The organism is Pseudomonas sp. AK-TSAG1-1 (genome assembly GCF_056821665.1).
In genome coordinates this window covers 6,026,784-6,047,055 of sequence record NZ_CM165965.1, presented here as the reverse complement: position 1 = coordinate 6,047,055, position 20,272 = coordinate 6,026,784, and the positions used below count along the sequence as shown (strand labels likewise).

Sequence of the window (20,272 nt, the reverse complement as noted above, 5' to 3'; positions counted from 1 at the left end):
GCAGTGCTATCCCAACGGTTGTTGAATGGTGTCGGCCTCGCCGAACAACAGCTTTATTCGCTGAACGTCGTGCGATGCAAATTGTGCCTCGCGCTCCGGGTGCCACATCCAGCCCTCCCAAGGCAGAAACAGATGCCGGATCGCTTCGATTTCGCCGTCATCACTGCGCGCCAGGACTTCAAAGCCTTGCGGGCAACCGGCGAGAGACTGGCTGTGATAACTGTTTACGTCAGCGACGATCCGGCCAGACAGCCGATGCCGGGTACGCACATGCCCGCTGACCGCTTTCAGTTCGCTGCCAGACCAATGCCCCAACATCTGCATGCCGCGGCAGATACCCAGCACTGGCAGGTTGCGTGCGCGGGCGTGATCGAGCAGGCACGCCTCCGTGTGATCGCGAGCCGGGCACTGGCCGATGTCGTTGCCGCCGGACAACACCAACGCCTGGGGTGCTATGGCTGCCAGCCAATGATCGAGGCTGGCGCCGACCAATCCGTTCGGTACCGGCACGGGAGTGAAGCCCGCCGCCAGCAGGAAACCGACCAGACGCTGATCCAGGGCATCGCGCGTTTCGCCTCGCTCAGGGTGCAGGTCCACGCGCTGACTGACAGCGACAAGCGTCATGTCATCATCTCCACCCGGCGTCCCGGGCAATCCAGGTGCAGGATATCCGCCGTCGACCAGCGCCGGTAAAGCACTTCTCCTGCGCCAATGACTGCCGGCAGGCCAAGTTCACCGGCACGAATCGCCATGTGCGAATTGGCTCCGCCCCACGCGGTGATCAGCCCGGCAATCGGGTACGCGAACAACCAGTCGAACCCGGGATCCGCGTTGGGGATGCAGACAATCGCCCCGGCCAGTTTTTCCCGGTCATCGCATTGCACCACGGGCGCGGTCACACGTTTTTGCGTGATGAAGTTGGGGGCCGTTTCCGGCCACTCGAAGCTCCAGACATCTTCCGGGCGGGTGATCACGGGCGGCAGCGAAACCTTCAGCGTTTCGGCGTAGCGCGCCTTGCCCTGTTCGATACTGCGCAGCAGCACGTCTTGCGGATCGGCGGCGGCAACGTGCAGCTCCTGGAAGGCGCTGATATCGCAATAGGCCAGCTCTTCACGGTCGATGCCGTACTCGGCGCCGACCTGCGCGATCAGCGCCAGGGCGTCCGAGAGGTTGCGGGTGAAATGAAACTTGGCCAGCTCACGCAGCTCGATGCCGTTTTGCAGGAAGTCCAGCAGTCCCACCGGGTCCGGTTGCAGGCCATGGGTCTCGAGCAGTTTCACGATCTCGCGCATCTGCGGCAGCGTCAGCGAAAACGGCTGCAGAGGTTCGGGGGCGGCTGGCCGCTGGTCCCAATCGAAATAGAGCTCCGGTGCTTCATCGTAGCGCGGCGACAGAATGTCGTAGGTGCCCGGACGCAAATGTCCATAGCGCGCCAGGAAAGCGGACTTGTCGAGCGTCGCCCGATCACGGGCCAACTGACCGCTGACGGTCGAGACCCCAGCCATGAACGCATCGTAATCGGCCTGCGAGAAGACCCCGACGCTGACCAGCGATCTGAGCATCTGCACCGCAACGAAGCCCGCACGGGCGAGCCCGGCGAAGGGCAGGGTGCCGTAGCGTTTTGCGTCTTCCAGCAGCCAGTAGATGCGTTCGAGCGGGTCGGCGTTGGAGGCCAGCAGCTCCTCGCGGCGGGCATTGAGCACGTCGAGTTTGTTGGCGTCACTGCGCCACAAACCATCCTTGGGATGCACGATGCGGTTGGTCAGCTTGCGCAGACTGGAGCTGATGGCTTCCAGTTCGAGGTCGCTAAAGCCCGCATCGGCCAGACGCTCGAGCTGTTGCGACAGGTCCAGTGTGTAGCAGGAGAAAACGATCTCGAACTCCACCTTGTCGTGCAGGGTCGGCTCCGCCAGCAGGCGATCGATGTAGTAATCGACCAGCCGTCCGGCCAGCCCTTCATCAAGGTCGGCCGGGATGAAGGAGTTGAATGACAGACGCACATCGATATACGGCAAACCGAAAAAATGCGGCATCAGCGGGAAGCTGCGCAAGTTGCGGTAGCCATAGTTGTGACGCTGGTAAGCCCAGATGGAGTCGGTCACCAGATCGCGATACAGCGACAGCGCCAGCGGTTTGGGACGGATACCGATGATCTCTGCCGGGTTCCAGTCGGGCATTACGCCGTAGACGGTGCGCTGGCCGATCAGGAACGGATGCGGGCGCATACCACGCGCGACTTTGCGCTCGATGCTTTGCAGGCGTGCAGCCTGCGTTGCGTCGGACTCTGCCGGTGCCGGCAGAATCAACGGCCGCGCCTGCAATAGCCACAAGATCTCGCCGTCGGCTTCACGCGTCACCGCGAACTCGCAATCGACGGGACCACTGCCGAACAGGTCCAGCAGATCCTCGAGCAAGGCAATGATCGGTGAGAGGGACGCAGGCGCTGAAGCCGGACTGTGCGCCGCCTGCTGCCAGAGCCGTCCGCCCATGCCGCCGGTGACCGATGCGGTGTCGTCACCTTCCGACCAGTTAATCACTCGATAAGGCGCGCAGGTATTCGGGTCGTGGGAAAATGCCACGCCGGAGCGAATCACGTTACCGAGCATGGGCTGAATCAGCACCTCGTCGCTCAGGTGCGCCTCGCCATAACTGGCGATAACCTGTTCAACCGCCGACTCAAGCCCTGCTTCCTCGACATTCGGCACCGAGAGAAACGCACCGGCGAAAGAAGCCTGGGCGCTGTCTTCGCGGCCACAGCTGGAGCGCACGATCCAGGAGGTGGCGGGCAGCCGTCCCTGGAGATCCTGAATGCAGGCGCGCCGGTCCGCTTGCCACTGCGCCACGGTGAACGCGAGCAGTGGCGCAATACGTGCCGACGCGAGCCGCCCTTGCAGGCGCGACAGGGTGCCGGCCTTGGTAGAGAAATGCAGGGCCATCAGGCGTTATCTCAGCTGAGCGACCCAGATATTTGTCGAGTACGGAATCTGGATCGACGGCGTCTGCAGGCTTTGCAGGTAATCGTCGATGGCGCTGATGACTTCGTGAAACTTCGCGCCCGCCTGACGCTCCAGCGTGGCGTGGGAGCGCCAGGCTTCCAGGCACTCTGCGATGGATTGCTCGTGGATGACCCGCGCATCCAGATGCACGACCGGGCCAAACAGCTCACTGGCGTCGATCACGGCGGTCTGGTCTTCACGGCGGGTACCGTAGCCATAATCGGCTACGCGTTCTTTGATGATGGCTTCGATGCGCGCCTGAATCGGATCTTCCAGGTTGCGGTGGTTCCACATGCAGGCAAACCAGCCACGTGGCTTGAGAATGCGCGCGGTTTCCTTGAGCGCCTGCTGACGGTCGCAGACATTGAAGGAGCTGCCGAAAGTGACCATGTCGAATGCTTGCGCTGCTTGCCCGGTCACTTCACCGGTGCCTTCGTGCCATTTGACATTGGCCAGCTCGGCGGTGCGCTTGATGCCATTGGCACGCATCGCATCGTTGGGTTCCACTGCCGTGACGTCCAGACCGCGGGCGGCCAGCATCAGGGTCAAGTGCGCAACACCGGCGCCGACATCACAGAACTTGTCGCCTTGCTCGGCACCCGCGATCGACAGCATGGCGTCAATGGCAGCATCGGCGTAGTCAGGGCGTTTCAGGTAAGCATCAGCCAGGGTGGTGTAGTCCCATTCGGTTTTCATACTCAGTTCCTTCTATAAATTTTGTTGATCAAATCTTCTGCCAGGCTTTGCCTGGAGCGCTGAGGGTCGAACTCCACAAGCCAGTCTGCCGCTTGCGGCTCGTCGATGGTCAGATCAAGCCCGGCAACGTTGTGCAGTTCGCCCGCATCGAATCGACGGTAGATTCCTTTCGGATCGCGGCGCCGCAACTCCTCGACCGGGACCTTCAAATAAACTTCGAAATAGCCGGGCAGGTGAGCGCGATTCCATGCATGGACTTCGCGAAACAGCGAAATCGTTGCGATCACCACGGTCTGGCCTTGCGCGGCGATCATCCGGCACAAGTGGGCATATTGCATTGCCAGTGCCAGTCGCCCTTCACGGCCATGGTTTTGCGAGTTGGCGGCGGCTGCGCCGAATACCTCGCGCAATTCATCGCCATCGAGCATGACCACCGATTGTCCTGCTGTGCGCAGTCTGGCGACGAACTCACGGGCCAGCGTTGACTTGCCTGCTCCCGAAAGGCCCGTAATCCAGATTACCTGTCCACCAGCTTCACATTTCATAGCGTTCTGACTTGTGTTCGATTCGAGTGTATCGGCAGGCTGTTTCCTCGCATGAGGTCAGGCGTGCGTTATTTTAATGTTTGTCGCGCTGGTTAATGTCCCCGAAAGAGTCAATCGAGAACGAACAGAACTTCGACTCGTGCCGGTACTCAATCAAGTCATGGAACACTTCCTGAGACTGGGGCAAGTCACTGTACTGTGCCTGGTAGAATTTATTGTATATGTAGTGGCTCTCTTCTTTTCCTAGCAGGCTGAACCCGAGTGCCATATCTCTTAGTTCCTCGCTGCTTCTGGCGATGGGCAACATGTTTTCCATTTGCGCTAACCAGGCGTCGACCGTGAGGTTGCTTTCGTCGGTAAAAGGCACGTAGTAAATCGGCAACTTGCAGGTATTAAGCATGAACGAGACACCGCCGGTGGATGCATCGGTAATGATGGTGTCGCATTGTTTGTAGAACACCGTGCTGCTGGTGCCGGCCACGTCGACGGTTATCCATTCATAGGCGGCGAGTTCCTGGCACAGCGCTTTCACTGTGGGATGGGAAAGCTCGGCCATGTACGGGCGCAAGATGAATTTTGCGTAGGGGATCTGCGACTTGACCGCATTGATCACCGTTTGCAGGTTTTCATACAGTGTCGCTCCGTTCGGGCAGATACCCAGCTGGGTCGGCAGAAGCCCGACAACATAATCGTCCGAGGTTTTGTGCGATGGCGGTGCGGATTCGAAGATGCCGGGAATTTTCACCGGCAGCGTAGCCACTGGGCTGGTGTTACGCATATCCGAACGCAAGGCCAACCCATCGGTCAGCATCGTTTTCAGGGCCTTTCGGTCGCGACGGTATGCCTGCAATCCCGCCGTAAGCAAATCAAAGCCCGACCGGGATGAAGAGATGATCGCATCCCAGTACGAGGTCAGTTCTGCATAGTAATACTTGTCTTTGGTCGGCATTCCGACATTGCCGTGACTGATGAAGATGGCAAAGTTTGAATCATCCAGCAAGCGTCCGGCATAGGCATCATTTGAGATGACAATCTGCGATTTCAGGCCAGCAATGTAATCATTGCCCACCTGCTTGACCGGGAAGTCGAGGATGGCTTCGACGTCCTCTTTGCTTAAACCGGTACGGTCAGTATTCAGCACGACACAGTTATACTTGCCCCGAAGCGAGTTGAGCGCCGGAATCAGATACTCAAGATAGGTTTTGCCGCCATCAGCCACGTTACTGATCAAAAAAACATTTTTCATGATGAGGTTGTGCTTTTAAAATTTGTTTAATTGAAGTCAATATCAAGCTGACCAATAACGCCGGACAAGGACTTTGTAGTTATATATATTAAAGTTAACGACCAGGCATACGCATGCAAGCCAGAGATGGCTTGAGTCGTGACTACACTGGTTTATTTAACGGTTTTGCCCGGTGAGCAATAGAAATCTTGTCCATGATGTCCCGCCTCCATTTCCACGCTGCAAAATGCTCTATGTCTTGTCGATAGACGGATAACTAGTAAAAAAGAGCGCCGCCGTTATATCACATCTCGGCTAATGGCCATCAGTGCCCGGAGGTTTATTTTTCGGCGCGAATCTGTTTGCGACAAGCCCTGCCGTCCTTATTGTGTTGCCGGTCGGTATTGCAACGCCTCTGCCAGATGTTCGCGCCTGATGTCTTGTTCCTGGCCCAGATCCGCCAACGTCCTGGCGACCTTGAGCAGCCGATGCGCCGAGCGCAGTGACAAGGTCAGCCGTTCACAGGCTGATTCCAGCCAGGTCTCATCGGCTGTGGATAACTTGCAGTGTCGGCGCAGCCCCGGCAGATCAAGAAACGCATTGGCACATCCTTGGCGTTTCTGTTGACGTTCGCGGGCCTCGGCCACCAACGCGGCGGCGCTGGCGCTGTCCTCCCCAGGCTTTACCGCAGGGTTCAACGCCGTCGCCTCTCGCGCTACCGTCAGGTGCAAATCGATCCGGTCCAATAGAGGGCCCGACAGCTTGTTGCGATAGCGCTGGACCATGTCCGGCGTACATGAACACTTGCCACTGGGTTCGCCAAGATATCCACAGGGGCAAGGATTCATTGCCGCCACCAACTGAAACCGTGCCGGAAAGCGTACACGCTCCTTGGCCCGGGCAATCACGATGTTCCCGGACTCCAGTGGCTCGCGCAGCACCTCAAGCACCTTGCGATCAAACTCTGGCAATTCATCAAGGAACAACACTCCGTGATGGGCGAGGGTGATTTCTCCAGGTTGCGGTTTTGAGCTGCCGCCGACCAGCGCCGGACCGGATGCCGAGTGGTGCGGCTGACGAAACGGGCGTTGTGGCCAATGCGTCAGCGGCACGCCACTGGCGACCGATTGAATCGCCGCCACCTCCAGGGCCTCGCATTCGGACAGCGGCGGCAGCAGCCCCGGCAAGCGACTCGCCAACAAGGTCTTGCCGGTCCCCGGTGGCCCACTGAACAACAGGTTATGCGCGCCCGCCGCAGCAATCAGCAGCGCCCGTTTCGCTGCCATCTGACCTTGCACTTCATTCAGGTCGGGGTAGGGTTTCGCCGCATGGATCAGCCCGTTCGACACATAGGGTTCCACCGGCGTATGCCCGTTGAAATGCGCCACCGCCTCCAGCAAGTGATCCACTGCAAACACCTTCAATCCCGAGGCCAGGCAAGCCTCCTCAGCATTCGCCCGCGGCACCACCAGTGCACGACCGGCCTTGCGCGCCGCCAGTGCTGCCGGCAACACCCCGCGCACCGGCCGCACTGCGCCGGACAACGCCAACTCACCCAGACACTCCACATCATCCAATGTCAGGCACGGCACCTGCACACTCGCCGACAGAATCCCGAGGGCGATCGCCAGATCAAACCGCCCGCCATCCTTGGGCAGATCCGCCGGCGCCAGATTCAAAGTGATCCGCCGCGCCGGAAACTGCAGCCCGGAATTGATGATCGCGCTGCGCACCCGATCCTTGCTCTCCTTCACTGCGGCTTCGGGCAGGCCGACCATGGTCAGTGACGGCAGACCATTGGCCAGATGAACTTCGACAGTAACAGCGGGAGCATCCACGCCAATCTGGGCGCGACTGTGGACGATGGAGAGGGACATGGTCGTTCCTTGAGCTGAATCGGGGGCCGCTTCCTGCGGGTTTTTTAAGGGTAGTTGGGGAAGGGGGATCTGGCGGAGGCGAACTTTCACTGGATGTTGCGGGTAGTCGCCAACCCATTTCGAGGCGAAAAAAAACCGCCTCGAGGAGGCGGTTTTTACTGTGCAGGCTTTGGTGAGGCCAAGGCCTGTGCATCGTTGGTGGACGCAATCACGTCCGCTGAGACTATGGATGTTTGCCTCGTTGAGGCAAACATCCGAGCCAGCTCTCACCCGTCATTGCCGGTCTGGAGTGGCGGCCGGCGGCGTCAGCTTGGCTTCCAGCTCTGCGACTTTGGCTTCAAGGCTTTCAAGGCGAGCGCGAGTCCGCGCCAGGACGACCATCTGGCTATCGAATTCTTCGCGGCTCACCAGGTCCAGTTTGCTGAAGGCGCTTTGCAGCAGCATCTTGAACTGGCTTTCGATTTCGGCTTTCGGCAGCGGGGTGTCGCCGCTGAAAAGGCGGGAGGCGGTGCCGCTCAGGGCGTCGAGGAAGTCTTTGGGCGCGAGCATGGAATGTGTCCTGTAAACAGTGGCGGGCAGTGTATCACGCAGTGTCTATAGTCATTGGCGCAGGCACGGATGCACGCTTTTCGCGCAAGCGGACGGACGGCAGCGCACCGTTGTTGTGCGTAACCGTCGGGGCTTTTTTGCGCAAGCGCCTGCGGCAGCGGCCAAGGGATTGAAATCAGAGGAATTTGGCGAGATGGCAAGCTTTCTGCTTAGTCGGTAGTGACCCATGCACTGATGCAGTCGCTGTGACGAATGCAGTGCGGCAGGCGGAGCGGGGAGTTTCGTCAGCAGCGGTTAGCTGGCGTCAGTCGGGCAGGTAAGGCCGACGATGCGTTACAAAGCCAGGCACTGCGCTTAGACTTGAGTCGGGTTTGTTTTCCTGGGGCAAGTCCACCAATTCGGGAGAGAGTTTCATGAAGCTAGTCACTGCCATCATCAAGCCGTTCAAGTTGGACGACGTGCGCGAGTCGCTGTCCGAAATCGGCGTGCAGGGCATTACCGTTACTGAAGTCAAAGGCTTCGGCCGGCAGAAGGGTCACACCGAGCTGTATCGCGGCGCGGAGTATGTGGTCGATTTTCTGCCCAAGGTGAAAATCGACGTTGCTATCGACGACAAGGATCTGGATCGGGTTATCGAGGCGATAACCAAGGCTGCCAACACCGGCAAGATCGGTGACGGCAAGATCTTCGTGGTCAATCTGGAACAGGCGATTCGCATCCGTACCGGCGAAACCGATACCGACGCGATCTAAACGCCGCCACAAACCCAACGCCCCAGGAGAAAACAATATGACTCTGCGTAAATTCGCAGGGCTAGGCGCCCTGTTGTCCATCGTAATGCCCGGCCTGGCTATGGCGGCAGATCCGGTGGCACCTCCAGTCCTCAATTCCGGCGATACCGCCTGGATGCTGACCTCCACAGCCCTCGTGCTGTTCATGACCATTCCTGGCCTCGCGCTGTTCTACGGCGGCATGGTGCGGTCGAAAAACATTCTTTCGGTGATGATGCAGTGCTTCGCCATTACCGGCCTGGTCACCATCCTGTGGTTCCTTTATGGCTACAGCATGGCGTTCGACACCACCGGGATGGAAGCCAACGTCGTCAACCTGAACTCCTTCGTCGGCAGCTTTGCCAAGGCCTTCCTCGCGGGTGTCACGCCTGCCAGCATCACCGGCCCGGCAGCGCTGTTCCCTGAAGCGGTGTTCGTCACTTATCAAATGACCTTCGCCATTATCACTCCGGCGCTGATCGTCGGTGCCTTCGCCGAGCGTATGAAGTTCTCCGCGATGCTGGTGTTCATGGGCGTCTGGTTCACCCTGGTCTATGCGCCGATTGCGCACATGGTCTGGAGCGGTCCGGGTTCGTTGCTGGGCGACTGGGGCGTGCTCGATTTCGCGGGCGGCACCGTGGTTCACATCAACGCCGGTATCGCCGGTCTGGTGGCGTGCCTGGTATTGGGCAAGCGCAAAGGCTTCCCGACCACACCGATGGCTCCGCACAATCTCGGTTACACCCTGATGGGCGCAGCGATGCTGTGGGTCGGCTGGTTCGGCTTCAACGCAGGCTCCGCCGCAGCGGCCAACGGCACCGCCGGCATGGCGATGCTGGTCACCCAGATCGCTACCGCTGCCGCGGCACTGGGCTGGATGTTCGCCGAGTGGATCACCCACGGCAAACCTAGCGCACTGGGCATCGCCTCGGGCGTGGTTGCAGGTCTGGTGGCAATCACTCCGGCAGCCGGTACCGTGGGCCCGATGGGTTCGCTGATCATCGGTCTGGCGGCCGGTGTGGTGTGCTTCTTCTGCGCCACCACGCTCAAACGCAAACTCGGTTACGACGATTCCCTGGATGCCTTCGGCGTGCACGGTATCGGCGGTATCCTCGGCGCGATCCTCACTGGTGTGTTCGCCGCACCGGCCATGGGCGGCTTTGGCACCGTGACCGACATCGCTTCACAAGTGTGGATTCAGTGCAAAGGTGTCGGCTTCACGGTGATCTACACCGCGATCGTCACCTTCATCATCCTCAAGGTACTGGACGTGGTCATGGGCCTGCGTGCCACCGAGGAAGAAGAAGCCGTGGGTCTGGACCTGGCACAACACAACGAACGCGGCTACAACCTGTAAGTACGCGCATCGAAAAAACTTGCCCGGCTTGCCGGGCATTTTTTTGTCTGGAATTTGTCATTGAAGGGAAGGCTGAAAGGATTTTTCGTACGGCTTTGGTCGTGTTTACGACGGACGTTTTTCTGCGGTCAATCGCTTACATCATTGCAGGAATATTAGGGCCTTTGTTTTTTCCCAGAGCGCGCTAGAATGCGCCCCGAACGTGCGGAGAACTGTATGTGGCAACAGACTCTGATAACCCTGCGGGCACGGCCCCGGGGCTTTCATCTGGTAACGGACGAGTTACTCGCCGGCCTGCCTGAACTCAAGGCGTGCCGGGTCGGTCTGTTGCATTTGTGGCTGCAGCATACCTCGGCGTCGTTGACCATCAACGAGAACGCCGATCCGGCGGTCCGTCGCGACTTCGAACGATTTTTCAATCGTCTGATCCCACAAGGAACAGACGGCTATGAGCATAACGACGAAGGCCTGGACGACCTCCCGGCGCACTTCAAGGCCAGCGTGCTTGGTTGCCAGATCAGTCTGCCGGTTTCGGCAGGTCGCCTGGCACTGGGAACCTGGCAAGGCGTTTATCTGGGCGAGCACCGTGATCATGGCGGTGCCCGAAAAGTCCTCGCCACCTTGCACGGTGAAGGGGCATAACCGCTGGTCAGCAGCGGTTAACGATTTTTTAACGGCGACTTTCGACAGTTGCCAAAGCTGGTCTATAACTAATCTGCTTTTCGCAAGTCATGAGGTAGAACATGAGCGACGATGATCTGGAAAACGACGACCTCGAAGTAGGCGACGAAGACGAGGCCGAGGAAGGCCTGGAAGCAGCAGCGGAAGACGTTGCTGACGACGATGGCGGTGACGATACGCCGGCCCCGGCTGCCAAAGGCAAGGCCAAGGCTGCGGTGTCGGTTGATGAGTTGCCGAGCATCGAAGCCAAGAACAAGGAGCGCGACGCCCTGGCCAAGGCCATGGAAGAGTTCCTGTCGCGTGGCGGCAAGGTTCAGGAAGTGGAGGCCAATGTGGTCGCCGATCCGCCGAAGAAGCCGGACAACAAGTACGGTAGCCGCCCTATCTGAGGCGTGCCACTTGCTTGCTGAAAAAGCCCGCCGTCGCTGCGGGCTTTTTCATGCCTGAAATAAAGAACTGAAGCGAACGCAGGTCCCTTGTGGGAGCGAGCCTGCTCGCGAAAGCGGTGGGTCGGTCAACATCAGTATTGAATGAGAGATTGCCTTCGCGAGCAGGCTCGCTCCCACGGGGGGAGTCGATCAGTTCGAGCTGGCATTCCAGCGCGCCAGCAGCGCCGGCAAATCGGTCAGGCTGCGGATTTCGGCATCCGGCAAGCGCTCTGCCTCCCAGACCTTGCCGGCCGGGTTGAACCAGATCGCGCGCATGCCCGCCTGCTGCGCACCGGCAATGTCATCGCCCGGATGATCGCCAATGTGCACCGCCACATCAGCGCTCACGCCACCGCGTTGCAACGCTTCGTGAAACAGTCGTGCGTCCGGTTTGGCGATGCCGATGTCTTCAGCACACAACGCAAACTTGAAGTAATCCGCCAGCCCCAGCCGACGCACATCGGCATTGCCATTGGTGACCACGCCGAGGGCGTAGTGGTTGGCGAGGGTTTCCAGCACCGGCTCGACTTCAGGGAACACTTGGATCTGATGCCGCGCATGCAAGAACACTTCAAAGCTCTTGTCGGCCAGATCCGAGGCTTCGCCGTGGGCGTACCCGGCTTCCTCCAGTGCGTGAAACAACACGCGCCGGCGCAATGCGCTGATGCGGTGCTTGAGGCCCGGCTCGCTGGCCAGCACCCGCTCGCGAATCGCCCACAAATGCTCCACTGGCACTGCCCCGAGGTTCGGTGCATGTTCGCTGAGCCATTCGCGCAATACCGCTTCGGCGCTGACGATCACCGGGGCGGTATCCCACAGGGTGTCGTCGAGGTCGAAGGTAATCAACTGGATGTTCATGAATCGTCGCCTTTGCTGCGTTTGGCCCTTGGGTGGGCACTGTCGTAGACCGCCGCCAGGTGCTGGAAGTCCAGGTGGGTGTAGATCTGCGTGGTCTTGATGTCCGAGTGGCCGAGCAACTCTTGCACCGCGCGCAGGTCTTGCGAGGATTCCAGCAAGTGGCTGGCGAAGGAGTGCCGCAGCATGTGCGGGTGCAGGTTCTGCCCCAGCTCGCGCTCGCCGGCCAGTTTGACCCGGACCTGAATCGCTCGTGGACCGAGGCGCCGGCCTTGCTGGCTGACGAACACCGCGTCGTCCGCCGGATTGGTCATGGCCCGCAGCGGCAGCCATTGCTCGATCGCTTCGCGGGCCTTTTTGCCCACCGGCAGCAAGCGGGTTTTGCTGCCCTTGCCCAATACCTGAACCATGCCATCGGCAAGGTCGAGTTGATCAAGATTGAGCCCGGTCAGTTCGGAAAGGCGCAGGCCGGAGGAATAGAACAACTCCAGAATCGCCTGATCGCGCCGCGCTAGAAAATCATCCTCGACCGCACCTTCAAGCAGTTGCAATGCGCGGTCGGTGTCGAGGGTTTTCGGCAAGCGCCGTTCGCCTTTTGGCGGCGCCAGGCCCGTGGCCGGGTCATGGTCGCAAAGGCCTTCGCGATTGAGATAGTGGTAGAGCCCGCGCACTGCCGAGAGCAATCGGGCAAGGCTGCGCGAAGACTGACCCTGCGCATGCAGGCGGGCGATCAGGCTGCGCAGGCGCTGGATGTCCAGCGCGGCCCAACTACCGATGTTCTGTTTGACGCACCAGCCGAGGACTTTATCAAGGTCGCGGCGGTAGGCCGACAGGGTGTGCGGCGACACCTGTCGCTCACTGCGCAAATGTTCGCAGTAAGCGTCCAGTTGTCGTTCCATGCTCAGCGTACCGAGCGCAGGGAGCTGTTGACCCGTGGCAGCACACGGCCCATGACTTCGGCGATGTAGCTCAGGAACAGCGTGCCGACCGAGCTCTTGTAGTGCTGCGGATCACGGCTGGCGATCGCCAGAATGCCGTGAATGCCTTGATGGCTGACGGCGACCACCGCGGTTGAGCCGATCTGCTTGCGCTGTTCTTCGCCGAACAGGAAGTCCAGTTCATGTTCACGCAGGCTGCCGCTGACGCTCTTGCCTTCGGTGAGCAGGCCGCCGATCGCGGTTTGCGCGTCGGCGTGAGTCACCCAGCGGCCGACCGGGGCCGGGTTGTCGCCGAGCAGGATCAGACTGACGAAAGGCACCTGGAAGTCCTGGCGCAGACTGTCTTCAACGCTGATCACCACGTCTTCGAGGCTTGCAGCGTCCATCAGGGACAGGATCAGGCGGCGGGTCTTGTCGAACAGACGATCGTTATCGCGGGCCACGTCCATCAACTGCGAGAGGCGGTGGCGCATCTCGATATTGCGGTCGCGCAGGATGGTCATCTGTCGTTCGACCAGCGACACGGTGTCACCGCGCTGATGGGGAATGCGCAGGGCGGGCAGCAGTTCTTCGTGTTCGACGAAGAAGTCCGGGTGAGCCTCCAGGTACGCGGCAACCGCTGCCGCCTCCAGGCTCTCGGACGCTGATTCGTCGGACTGTCGGGCGGGTACCTGAGGCTTATCGGTCATGGTTTCTGCTCACTCAAAGACGCACTTGTCCTTCGTATACACGCACTGCCGGACCGGTCATCAGCACCGGTTGGCCTGGCCCCGCCCACTCAATGGACAGACGCCCGCCGGGCAGGTCGATCAACAGCGGCGAATCCATCCACCCCTGGCTGATTGCCGCGACAGCCGCAGCGCAGGCGCCGGTGCCGCAGGCCTGGGTTTCCCCGGCGCCGCGTTCCCAGACGCGCAGTTGCGCGCGGTTACGATCAATGACCTGGATGAAACCGACATTGACCCGTGCCGGGAAGCGCGGATGGTGTTCGATTTTCGGCCCCAGTTCATGCACCGGTGCGTTATTGATGTCTTGCACGCGCAACACGGCGTGCGGGTTACCCATCGACACGGCGGCCAGTTCGACTGTGGTGCCGTCGACTTCCAGCTGGTAGCTGGAAGCCTGCGCCGGCGCGTCGAACGGAATGTCCGCCGGCACCAGACGCGGCGCGCCCATGTTGACGCCGATCTGGCCGTCGTTACGCACGTCCAGCTCAATGATGCCGCCTTTGGTCTCGACGCGAATCTGCCGTTTGGCAGTCAGGCGCTTGTCGAGCACGAAGCGGGCAAAGCAGCGCGCACCGTTGCCGCACTGTTCTACTTCCGAGCCATCGGAGTTGAAGATCCGGTAACGGAAATCCACGTCCGGATTACTTGGCGCTTCGACGATCAGCAACTGATCGAAACCGATACCGGTGTGCCGGTCGCCCCATTGCTTGGCGTGCTTGGGCTGAATATGCGCGTGCTGGCTGACCAGGTCGAGAACCATGAAGTCATTGCCCAGGCCGTGCATTTTGGTAAAACGCAGCAGCATGGGTTACTCCGGCAGCAGGCTTTCGCCGGCAAACAGCTCGGCCACGGTTTCGCGGCGGCGCACTTCAAATACCTGATCACCGTCTACCAACACTTCAGCGGCACGGCCACGGGTGTTGTAGTTGGAGCTCATCACGAAGCCGTAGGCACCAGCCGAATGCACGGCCAACAGATCGCCTTCTTCCAGGGCCAGTTCACGGTCCTTGGCCAGGAAATCACCGGTTTCGCAGATCGGGCCGACCACGTCGTACGGGCGTGCAGCGGTGTCACGCGGTTTGACCGCGGTGACGTCCATCCAGGCCTGATACAGCGCCGGGCGGATCAGGTCGTTCATCGCCGCGTCGACGATGGCGAAATCCTTGTGCTCGGTGTGCTTGAGGTACTCGACCTGGGTCAACAGCACGCCGGCGTTGGCGACGATGAAACGGCCCGGCTCGAACACCAGTGCCAGATCACGACCGTCCAGACGCTCGCGCACAGCCTTGATGTAGTCGCCGGCCAATGGCGGCTCTTCATCGCGATAACGCACGCCCAGCCCGCCACCGAGATCGATGTGGCGCAGATGGATGCCGCAATCGCCGAGGCGATCGACCAGATCCAGCAGGCGGTCGAGCGCATCGAGGAACGGTGGCAGGGTGGTCAGTTGCGAGCCGATGTGGCAGTCGACGCCGACCACTTCCAGGTTCGGCAGGTGTGCGGCACGCACGTACACGTCTTCGGCGTCGGCAATGGCGATGCCGAACTTGTTCTCTTTGAGACCGGTGGAAATGTACGGGTGGGTGCCGGCATCGACGTCCGGGTTCACGCGCAGCGAAATCGGTGCGCGAACACCCAGCTCGGCGGCGACGACTTGCAGGCGCTCCAGCTCGTCGGTGGATTCAACGTTGAAGCAGTGCACGCCGACTTCCAGGGCGCGACGCATGTCGTCACGGGTCTTGCCGACACCGGAGAACACGATCTTGTCGGCGCTGCCGCCAGCGGCCAGCACGCGTTCCAGCTCGCCACGGGACACGATGTCGAAACCGGCACCGAGACGGGCCAGGACATTCAACACGCCGAGGTTGGAGTTGGCCTTGACCGCGTAGCAGACCAGGTGCGGCATGCCGGCCAGGGCATCGGCGTAAGCCAGATACTGGGCTTCGATGTGTGCGCGCGAGTAAACGTAGGTGGGCGTGCCGAAGCGGTCGGCGATGGCGGACAACGCCACACCTTCCGCGAACAGTTCCCCGCCACGGTAGTTAAAAGCGTCCATGGCGATCCCTTATTGGTAAACGTCGTGCTTGTGAGCTTTGGACGGCTGCTTTTGCGAAGACTGGGCTTGCTCGGCCGGGTCCTGATCGTCATCCGGCAGGTACAGCGGGCCTTTTTGACCACAGGCCGAAACGAGGCAGGCAACCGCGACGAGCGCAGCAAGGGAAGAGATCAGGCGCTTCATGGCGAAATCCTTGAAAATGCGTTAATTGCGCCGGAGTATACCGGCCACCCGACAGCTTGCCTATGCGAGGGAGTTCCCGTCCGGCGGGGCTTGTCCGGATGCACACCAAACCCTGTGGGGGCGGGCTTGCTCGCGAAAGCGGTGGTTCAGCAGTCAAAAAAGTTGGATGTGCCGGCCCCTTCGCGAGCAAGCCCGCTCCCACAGGTACGGTGTTTACAGTGCCCATTGAGGCCCTTGGTCGTTATCCTTTGCAATCGGCCGACAGCGTCCGTATCTTGCGGCGCTTGAGCCTGAGCAGACATTTTTTGAGGTTGCCACAATGAGTTTGTCCGAAGCGCGTTTCCACGATCTGGTCGATGCCACCCAGCAGGCGTTGGAAGAGTTGCTGGAGGATCATGCCGACGATATCGAGATCACGGCCGGCATGATGACCATCAAGTTCGATAACGGCAGCCAGCTGATCATCAGCCGCCAGGAGCCGCTGCGTCAGCTGTGGCTGGCGGCGCGTTCCGGTGGTTTCCATTTTGACTACGACGAAGAGTCGGGCAAGTGGAGCTGCGAGAAGTCCGAAGAACTGCTCGGCGAAGTGTTGGCCCGCTGTGTTCAGGACCAGGCCGGTCTTGAGCTGGATTTCGAAGAGATCTGATCGTGACCGAGGTTGCCCCGCGCCCACCCAAGCCGCTTTACAGCAACGTCAGCCCGGCGGTGCCCTCGCCGTGCAGCGGCGTGTGTCGTCTGGATGAACAGAAGGTGTGCCTCGGCTGCTTCCGCCATGTCGAGGACATTCGCGAATGGCGCTCGGCGGACGATCAGCGCCGCCGGGTAATCTGCGCACAAGCGCTGCAACGCCGCACTCAAGCCTGATACGAACCTGTGGCGAGGAGCAAGCGCCCTCGCCGCAGGGGTACTTGCCCGATCAAAAGTGCGTGGCTTGTATATTTTTTGAGCTGTGATAGTGTCCGAACACGCCTCAACCCATCGAGGCCTGGTGAAAACCCCGTCTTTTTTGGCGGGGTTTTGCTTTTTTTGTGTGCAGAAGAAAGGAGTCTGCCCGGATCATGACCGCACCTTCCATCACCCTTACCCGTCTGGACGTGCAACGTCTGGAGCGCCTGATCGACAACCTGAACGAGAAAGACCAGGCTGCGCCGGGCGTGATCGCGCTGCAAACTGAACTGGATCGCGCCGACACCGTGGTCGGCCACGATGAAGTACCCGCCGATGTCGTGACGATGAATTCCCGTGTGCATTGCCGCGAAGAGGGCAGTGGCAAGGACTATCACCTGACGCTGGTCTATCCCAAGGACGCCAACGCCGATGAAGGCAAGATCTCGATTCTGGCCCCGGTCGGCAGCGCGCTGCTGGGCCTGAAGGTCGGTCAGCATATCGACTGGCCGGCACCGGGTGGCAAGACCCTGAAACTGACCTTGCTGGAAGTCGAATCGCAGCCGGCCAACGGCGGAGAGTTCCGCGAGTAACCCCGCCTCAGACCTGTTCGAGCGCCTCGTTCAGGGCGCGCTCCAGGTCGGCCTTGTAGCGTAGATACAAATTGCTGGAACTCTGAGCATCACCGAGCAGGCCCGACAGATCCAGGTCGGTGATGTAGCAGCGATAGCGCTCGGTCTCGCGGCGCTGCTCGACGATCTCCCGGGCGACCACATGAAACAACTGGTCGCCATGTTCCAGCTCGCTGAATTCCCGTTGATTGCAATACAGGGTGACCTGCACCTCTGCCGGTGCCGCTTTGCCGATGATTGCCTGTACGTCGTAGAACGGTTTGTTGACCGGGGTCTGCGGCGCCGGCCGTGCTTCGACCCGCCGCGCGCGTCCCGGGCCCGAAGGCAATAACTGGTAATACAAAGTCTCGAGACTGATCGCCGGACTGCCGTCCATCGGCAGCAGCGCTTCACGCCGGTACTGGATCGATTGCAGGAAGCGTTGCAGCGGCACCAGCAGACTCTGCTCATCGTGATACGGCAAACGTTGCTGCCACAGTGCGTTGAACTCATCCAGCACGTACAACTCGGCCTGTTGCTCGGTGATCCGGTAGAACACCTGGATCGATTCCGGCTGCCCCATCGGCAGGATCAGCGCCAGGTCGTGTTCTTCCAGCGCCATCGGGTCCAGGTGCAGCGGGCTGTAACGTGCCTGTTCTTCGCCGAGGTAATCCAGCAGCGCCGGCAATGTCGCGAGGGCGACATGATTGACCTGTCCCGGTACCAGCTCCAGCACGTGATAGTGCTGTTGCACCTGAATGAGGTAGCGATGGTTCAGCTCGCTGAGCAGCAGGTTTTGCGCGGTATCAACGATCTCTTCAACACGGCGGGCAATGAACTGTGCGCGGTTGTGGCAGAAGCAGCGCACTTTCAATGAGGGTTGCTGCGGGCCGCGTGGCAGGTTGTTGAGGTAATCGCGCAGGCAGTCGAGCAGCGCGTGGGGGCCGTCAAAGCGGTTGACCAGCACTTCGTTCCAGCTGTTGAGCGTGACCTGATCCAGCGTCAGCACGAGGTTTTCACGGACCCCGGCGTAGCTCAGCGAGTCGGTGCGCTCGGTGGTCATCAGAATGTTCAGATCGCGGTGATGCTTGAGCGGGTCGACGCCGACGTTGACCAGCATCAGTACTTCGCTCGGTACGGCCGCACGCAACAGCGGCTCTTCGGCGACGGTGGGCAAGGGCAGGGCGATGCACTGCTGCAGGCTGCCAAGCAGGTTGAACAGTTCGAACTCGCTCAGGTCGCTGGTGCCCGGGTGCAGAGCCAGGCGGGTGCTACTGTCGATCACGCCGTTGCGGTGGCACCAGGTCAGTAGCTCCAGCAGATGACGGCTGCGCTTGATCGGCGCGAAGTGCTCCCACTCCAGCGCCGTGAGGCTGCCGTTATACAGGCCCCAGTGAGTTTGCCCCGGTTCCTTTTTGTTCGGCGACTGCACCAGCGTCAGGGTGTCTTCGGCCAGATCCGGGGCGATCCCGGGGTTGATGAACTCGACCTTGTCGGCCTTGCGCTCGAACGCGGCATACAGCCGTCGGCCGAGCACATTCAGATCGCGCTTGTTGATCAGGCTGACGGTCTGTTCGGTGCGGGCGAACTGGGTCAGGAAGCGATAGCTGTAGTTGAGCTCGTTGACCAGCGCGCGGCGTTCGGCGCTGACCTGGCGGACTTTCCACTGGCTGCGGCTGTCGAGCAGTGCCAGTTGGCGCTGATCCCAATGCCATTCGCTGGCCAGACGCTCAAGCAGCGAGCGCTGCCAGCCCTGGCTGCGGCTGTTGCCGGTGAGCTTGCGGTTGACCTTCAGGTACAGCGCGCGGCGCACCAGCTCCAGACGCTCCGGTTCGTTACGGGCGGTGAGGTATTCCTCGATGCGCCGGTACACGACCATGTACGGATCCAGCTCATCCAGATCCAGCTGATTGGCGAATACCGCTTTTTTGAAGCGCAGGCTCAGGCACTGTACCTGCGGGTGTTCGCTGGCGTAGACCTCGGTCAGCAACAGCTTGAGCACCGACTTGTAGGGCGACTCGATGCCTTTGAACAGCTGCCACAGCCCGGCGCCAACGAACTCTCCCGGTGGAATCGTCGCCAGATGCCCGAGGTCGAGGGTCTCGTCGGCGCGAATGAAACGCTTGGACAGCAAGGTGTGGGTGTACAGGTCGTAAGCGGTTTCTTCGTAGACCGGCACCAGCCACCAGATCGGCGTGCGCCCGGCCAGCCAGATCGCCGTGCGGTAAAACTCGTCGAGCAACAGGTAATGCTGGGTGGTGCCGCAGTCTTCGGAACTGAGCTGGGTGTCGCGCTCGCCTTTGACAAAGCGTACCGGATCGATCAGGAAGAAATGTGCCTCGGCGCCCTGGCTGGCGGCCCAGGTTTCGAGCAGCTGGCATTTCTTGCGCAGCTCGGCCAGTTCGCTATCGCTCAGGTCCGGCGCATGGCAGACCCACACGTCCATGTCGCTCTGATCGGCCTGGGCCAGAGTGCCGAGGCTGCCCATCAGGAACAGCCCGTGAATCGGTCGTGGCGGATTGCTGCCGTGGCGCGGTTTGTAGGAGAACGAGCGAGTCAGGCGTTGGGCTTCGGCGAGCGCGTTGGCATCCGGCTCGTAGTTGGACAGTCCGGCTGGCGTGCTGCCCGAGACATAACCTGGCAGCAGCGGGTGATTGACGTGGAAGAACAGCGGCAGCAGGGTCAGCACGCCTTGCTGGCGGGTCGACAAGCCTTCAAGTGCGCGGCCGAGCCGGCCTTCATTGAGTTTGAGAAAACGCGCACGCAACTGGCTGAGTACCTTTCGGTCGATGCCTTCGTCCAGGTCGGGGCGGATTTCATGGGTGCGCGTCATGTCAGCTCAAACCGGCTCGCAGGCTCGGACGAAGAGGGTCTCGGAATGGGAGGCAGTTT

The 20,272-nt window shown here is 60.6% G+C and carries 21 protein-coding genes; 7 read left to right on the top strand and 14 right to left on the bottom strand.

Annotated elements, in window-relative coordinates; genetic code table 11:
• Positions 1–6 precede the first annotated feature (6 nt).
• The 7 genes from AC1UK9_RS27495 to AC1UK9_RS27465 form a co-directional block, all read right to left on the bottom strand.
• Complete coding sequence (locus AC1UK9_RS27495; protein ID WP_482578844.1) at positions 7–624, bottom strand: gamma-glutamyl-gamma-aminobutyrate hydrolase family protein; 618 nt, start codon at positions 622–624, stop codon at positions 7–9.
• Positions 621–2,936 carry a PEP-utilizing enzyme gene (locus tag AC1UK9_RS27490; protein ID WP_482578843.1) on the bottom strand — a complete coding sequence of 772 codons (2,316 nt, stop codon included), beginning with the start codon at positions 2,934–2,936 and terminating at the stop codon, positions 621–623. Before AC1UK9_RS27490 ends, AC1UK9_RS27495 begins: the two co-directional genes overlap by 4 nt.
• A gap of 6 nt (positions 2,937–2,942) precedes the next feature.
• Positions 2,943–3,692, bottom strand: a complete 750-nt coding sequence (locus tag AC1UK9_RS27485; RefSeq protein WP_025113239.1) for a class I SAM-dependent methyltransferase — start codon at positions 3,690–3,692, stop codon at positions 2,943–2,945.
• 2 nt (positions 3,693–3,694) lie between these two features.
• On the bottom strand, positions 3,695–4,237 hold the full coding sequence (locus AC1UK9_RS27480) for an adenylyl-sulfate kinase (RefSeq protein WP_473013929.1): 543 nt from the start codon (positions 4,235–4,237) through the stop codon (positions 3,695–3,697).
• 73 nt (positions 4,238–4,310) lie between these two features.
• Positions 4,311–5,483, bottom strand: a complete 1,173-nt coding sequence (locus tag AC1UK9_RS27475) for a hypothetical protein (RefSeq protein WP_482578842.1) — start codon at positions 5,481–5,483, stop codon at positions 4,311–4,313.
• A gap of 362 nt (positions 5,484–5,845) precedes the next feature.
• Positions 5,846–7,339 carry a YifB family Mg chelatase-like AAA ATPase gene (locus tag AC1UK9_RS27470; protein ID WP_482578841.1) on the bottom strand — a complete coding sequence of 498 codons (1,494 nt, stop codon included), beginning with the start codon at positions 7,337–7,339 and terminating at the stop codon, positions 5,846–5,848.
• A 273-nt stretch (positions 7,340–7,612) separates the two neighbouring features.
• Entirely contained in the window at positions 7,613–7,888 is a 276-nt protein-coding gene (locus AC1UK9_RS27465) for an accessory factor UbiK family protein (protein ID WP_473013905.1), read from the bottom strand.
• Positions 7,889–8,301: 413 nt separating this feature from the next.
• On the opposite strand from AC1UK9_RS27465, the gene glnK reads away from it, so the two are divergent.
• From glnK to sutA, 4 genes are all read left to right on the top strand, one after another.
• A complete protein-coding gene (gene glnK, locus AC1UK9_RS27460; RefSeq protein ID WP_002555808.1) occupies positions 8,302–8,640 on the top strand; it encodes a P-II family nitrogen regulator in 339 nt (112 codons plus the stop codon).
• Between the two features lie 37 nt (positions 8,641–8,677).
• Positions 8,678–10,015 carry an ammonium transporter gene (locus tag AC1UK9_RS27455; protein WP_025113244.1) on the top strand — a complete coding sequence of 446 codons (1,338 nt, stop codon included), beginning with the start codon at positions 8,678–8,680 and terminating at the stop codon, positions 10,013–10,015.
• A gap of 216 nt (positions 10,016–10,231) precedes the next feature.
• Entirely contained in the window at positions 10,232–10,657 is a 426-nt protein-coding gene (locus AC1UK9_RS27450; protein WP_003229414.1) for a secondary thiamine-phosphate synthase enzyme YjbQ, read from the top strand.
• Positions 10,658–10,758: 101 nt separating this feature from the next.
• A complete protein-coding gene (sutA, locus tag AC1UK9_RS27445; RefSeq protein ID WP_007920420.1) occupies positions 10,759–11,085 on the top strand; it encodes a transcriptional regulator SutA in 327 nt (108 codons plus the stop codon).
• Positions 11,086–11,274: 189 nt separating this feature from the next.
• Here sutA and AC1UK9_RS27440 read toward each other — a convergent pair whose 3' ends face one another.
• Genes AC1UK9_RS27440 through lptM form a run of 6 tightly spaced genes read right to left on the bottom strand, consistent with a single transcriptional unit; the run spans position 11,275 to position 15,884 of the window.
• Positions 11,275–11,982, bottom strand: a complete 708-nt coding sequence (locus tag AC1UK9_RS27440; RefSeq protein ID WP_482578838.1) for an HAD family hydrolase — start codon at positions 11,980–11,982, stop codon at positions 11,275–11,277.
• Positions 11,979–12,878: a tyrosine recombinase XerC gene (gene xerC, locus AC1UK9_RS27435; RefSeq protein ID WP_025113246.1), complete on the bottom strand. Its 900-nt coding sequence runs from the start codon at positions 12,876–12,878 to the stop codon at positions 11,979–11,981. Before xerC ends, AC1UK9_RS27440 begins: the two co-directional genes overlap by 4 nt.
• A 2-nt stretch (positions 12,879–12,880) precedes the next feature.
• Positions 12,881–13,606 carry a DUF484 family protein gene (locus AC1UK9_RS27430; protein WP_473013903.1) on the bottom strand — a complete coding sequence of 242 codons (726 nt, stop codon included), beginning with the start codon at positions 13,604–13,606 and terminating at the stop codon, positions 12,881–12,883.
• Positions 13,607–13,619: 13 nt separating this feature from the next.
• A complete protein-coding gene (dapF, locus tag AC1UK9_RS27425; protein WP_007964539.1) occupies positions 13,620–14,450 on the bottom strand; it encodes a diaminopimelate epimerase in 831 nt (276 codons plus the stop codon).
• A gap of 3 nt (positions 14,451–14,453) precedes the next feature.
• Positions 14,454–15,701, bottom strand: a complete 1,248-nt coding sequence (lysA, locus tag AC1UK9_RS27420) for a diaminopimelate decarboxylase (protein ID WP_025113249.1) — start codon at positions 15,699–15,701, stop codon at positions 14,454–14,456.
• A gap of 9 nt (positions 15,702–15,710) precedes the next feature.
• Positions 15,711–15,884: an LPS translocon maturation chaperone LptM gene (gene lptM, locus AC1UK9_RS27415; protein ID WP_007911098.1), complete on the bottom strand. Its 174-nt coding sequence runs from the start codon at positions 15,882–15,884 to the stop codon at positions 15,711–15,713.
• 319 nt (positions 15,885–16,203) lie between these two features.
• Between lptM and cyaY the strand changes: the two genes are divergently transcribed.
• The 3 genes from cyaY to rnk all read left to right on the top strand — a co-directional run bounded on the left by cyaY (position 16,204) and on the right by rnk (position 17,362).
• Positions 16,204–16,530 (top strand): iron donor protein CyaY, encoded by a 327-nt coding sequence (cyaY, locus tag AC1UK9_RS27410; protein ID WP_007964535.1) that lies wholly within the window; start codon positions 16,204–16,206, stop codon positions 16,528–16,530.
• A 2-nt stretch (positions 16,531–16,532) separates the two neighbouring features.
• The gene (locus AC1UK9_RS27405; protein ID WP_025113250.1) at positions 16,533–16,748 is read left to right on the top strand and encodes a DUF1289 domain-containing protein; all 216 of its coding nucleotides are present in this window, start codon (positions 16,533–16,535) and stop codon (positions 16,746–16,748) included.
• Positions 16,749–16,942: 194 nt separating this feature from the next.
• The gene (rnk, locus tag AC1UK9_RS27400) at positions 16,943–17,362 is read left to right on the top strand and encodes a nucleoside diphosphate kinase regulator (RefSeq protein WP_025113251.1); all 420 of its coding nucleotides are present in this window, start codon (positions 16,943–16,945) and stop codon (positions 17,360–17,362) included.
• A 7-nt stretch (positions 17,363–17,369) separates the two neighbouring features.
• Here rnk and AC1UK9_RS27395 read toward each other — a convergent pair whose 3' ends face one another.
• Positions 17,370–20,213: a class I adenylate cyclase gene (locus AC1UK9_RS27395; protein WP_473013900.1), complete on the bottom strand. Its 2,844-nt coding sequence runs from the start codon at positions 20,211–20,213 to the stop codon at positions 17,370–17,372.
• Positions 20,214–20,272: the final 59 nt, after the last annotated feature.

Bases quoted from the DNA above. Each gene is read 5' to 3' on its own strand.
- AC1UK9_RS27495 (WP_482578844.1), bottom strand. From the start codon at position 624: ATGACGCTTGTCGCTGTCAGTCAGCGCGTGGACCTGCACCCTGAGCGA.
- AC1UK9_RS27490 (WP_482578843.1), bottom strand. From the start codon at position 2,936: ATGGCCCTGCATTTCTCTACCAAGGCCGGCACCCTGTCGCGCCTGCAA.
- AC1UK9_RS27485 (WP_025113239.1), bottom strand. From the start codon at position 3,692: ATGAAAACCGAATGGGACTACACCACCCTGGCTGATGCTTACCTGAAA.
- AC1UK9_RS27480 (WP_473013929.1), bottom strand. From the start codon at position 4,237: ATGAAATGTGAAGCTGGTGGACAGGTAATCTGGATTACGGGCCTTTCG.
- AC1UK9_RS27475 (WP_482578842.1), bottom strand. From the start codon at position 5,483: ATGAAAAATGTTTTTTTGATCAGTAACGTGGCTGATGGCGGCAAAACC.
- AC1UK9_RS27470 (WP_482578841.1), bottom strand. From the start codon at position 7,339: ATGTCCCTCTCCATCGTCCACAGTCGCGCCCAGATTGGCGTGGATGCT.
- AC1UK9_RS27465 (WP_473013905.1), bottom strand. From the start codon at position 7,888: ATGCTCGCGCCCAAAGACTTCCTCGACGCCCTGAGCGGCACCGCCTCC.
- glnK (WP_002555808.1), top strand. From the start codon at position 8,302: ATGAAGCTAGTCACTGCCATCATCAAGCCGTTCAAGTTGGACGACGTG.
- AC1UK9_RS27455 (WP_025113244.1), top strand. From the start codon at position 8,678: ATGACTCTGCGTAAATTCGCAGGGCTAGGCGCCCTGTTGTCCATCGTA.
- AC1UK9_RS27450 (WP_003229414.1), top strand. From the start codon at position 10,232: ATGTGGCAACAGACTCTGATAACCCTGCGGGCACGGCCCCGGGGCTTT.
- sutA (WP_007920420.1), top strand. From the start codon at position 10,759: ATGAGCGACGATGATCTGGAAAACGACGACCTCGAAGTAGGCGACGAA.
- AC1UK9_RS27440 (WP_482578838.1), bottom strand. From the start codon at position 11,982: ATGAACATCCAGTTGATTACCTTCGACCTCGACGACACCCTGTGGGAT.
- xerC (WP_025113246.1), bottom strand. From the start codon at position 12,878: ATGGAACGACAACTGGACGCTTACTGCGAACATTTGCGCAGTGAGCGA.
- AC1UK9_RS27430 (WP_473013903.1), bottom strand. From the start codon at position 13,606: ATGACCGATAAGCCTCAGGTACCCGCCCGACAGTCCGACGAATCAGCG.
- dapF (WP_007964539.1), bottom strand. From the start codon at position 14,450: ATGCTGCTGCGTTTTACCAAAATGCACGGCCTGGGCAATGACTTCATG.
- lysA (WP_025113249.1), bottom strand. From the start codon at position 15,701: ATGGACGCTTTTAACTACCGTGGCGGGGAACTGTTCGCGGAAGGTGTG.
- lptM (WP_007911098.1), bottom strand. From the start codon at position 15,884: ATGAAGCGCCTGATCTCTTCCCTTGCTGCGCTCGTCGCGGTTGCCTGC.
- cyaY (WP_007964535.1), top strand. From the start codon at position 16,204: ATGAGTTTGTCCGAAGCGCGTTTCCACGATCTGGTCGATGCCACCCAG.
- rnk (WP_025113251.1), top strand. From the start codon at position 16,943: ATGACCGCACCTTCCATCACCCTTACCCGTCTGGACGTGCAACGTCTG.
- AC1UK9_RS27395 (WP_473013900.1), bottom strand. From the start codon at position 20,213: ATGACGCGCACCCATGAAATCCGCCCCGACCTGGACGAAGGCATCGAC.